The organism is Microbulbifer taiwanensis (genome assembly GCF_014904815.1).
Classification (GTDB): domain Bacteria; phylum Pseudomonadota; class Gammaproteobacteria; order Pseudomonadales; family Cellvibrionaceae; genus Microbulbifer; species Microbulbifer taiwanensis.
Map to the genome: position 1 here is coordinate 1 of NZ_JACZFR010000096.1, position 1,412 is coordinate 1,412.

General features: G+C 43.3%; 2 protein-coding genes. Both read left to right on the forward strand.

Features of this window, described 5'->3' with window-relative positions; all coding sequences use genetic code 11:
• Positions 1-546 (forward strand): IS3 family transposase (locus IG627_RS20625; protein WP_193195196.1); only part of this gene is annotated, 546 nt, incomplete at its 5' end.
• Positions 547-591: 45 nt separating this feature from the next.
• The gene (locus IG627_RS20630; RefSeq protein WP_193195198.1) at positions 592-1,143 is read left to right on the forward strand and encodes a tetratricopeptide repeat protein; all 552 of its coding nucleotides are present in this window, start codon (positions 592-594) and stop codon (positions 1,141-1,143) included.
• The last annotated feature ends 269 nt before the right edge of the window (positions 1,144-1,412 follow it).

Below are 1,412 nucleotides of genomic sequence, written 5' to 3' on the forward strand. Positions count from 1 at the left end.
CCGGTTGAGAGCAAGGTGAATGTGGCTGCCAACCTGCTGAAGCGCTGCTTTCAGGTAGATCGTCCCAACCGTCGCTGGACCAGCGACATTAACTACATCTGGGTGAGGGATCGGTGGCTGTACCTCGCAGTAGTGATGGACTTGTATTCGCGTCGTATTGTCGGCTGGGCGCTGGATGTGCAGATGACGGAAGAGCTCACTCAGAGAGCATTGAAAATGGCTCTGATGGGCCGTGAGTCAAAACCGGGACTGATTGTGCACTCAGACCGAGGTGTGCAGTATCGAGCTCAGGGGTATCAGGACCTGCTCTTGGCGAACGGCTGCCGCGCCAGTATGAGTCGCCAGGCAAACTGCTGGGACAACGCTGCGATGGACTCGTTCTTCAGTCGGCTAAAGGTAGAGCTGGTATACACAGGAAGCTTTGACAGCATTGATCAAGCAAAATCCGAGCTGTTTGAATATATCGAGGTTTTCTACAACAGGATACGTCGACACTCTACACTGGGTTACATAAGTCCAGAAGAGTATGAGCGCAAATGCGCATAGTTAGAGTGTCTACTTTTTGTGGGTAAGACCAGCAGAAGTTAAGAAGTGATTAGAAAAATTTCAACCATTATTTTAAGTTATATTCTGTCTACTTCTCTGTTGGCAGATGTTCCGGCTGAAGAAGCAAAGAAAATCAATGAAACATACTCTGCTTTGATAAATAAGAAGGCTTTTTGTGCGGCCAAAGAGATAATATATGAAAGGCAATTAGATGATGATCCGGCAGCGCATTACCAGCGTGGTTTATTTCACTACTTGGGGTATTGTGGAGAAAAAAATTCAGGTAAAGCATTCAAAGAATTTGAACTTTCAGCAAGATTAGGCCATATAGATTCAGCCTATTACGTTGGCCTTATGTATTATTTTGGTGAGGGTGTTGACCATAATATAGATCTCGCATCTAGTATTTTCTTTTTGCTGCTTAAGCATGGTCATAGTAAGACAGAATTGCTTGTTGAAAAACTTAGAGATAAGGGGTTGATTAACGAAGAAATTTTTGAAGAATCTATGAAAAACCCTAATTTTAAGAGCATTCAAGAAGCCATTGAAGAGTGCAAAGCTGGGTCAAAAAGTAATTTTTGCATTCAGGAGAAGTGATGCGGTCGCACATAACCATTCGATGCAGGGGACAGCGTACAATATGCAACTTTTTGTGCGCTACCCCTGATCTCGGCATTAACCTTTTAAATTCATGTACGTACCAATACCACCAAATACACACAAAAAGATTGAGAAACTCAAAAAGAGTACATCTGTTCTTTGAAGAAGATTTTCATATTAACCCGGCAATAGTATATTTCGCTCACGCTGCATAGCGGATTTTCTCGTGTTTGAAATATTTTCTGACCCGCTCTGGGCTCTTTTGC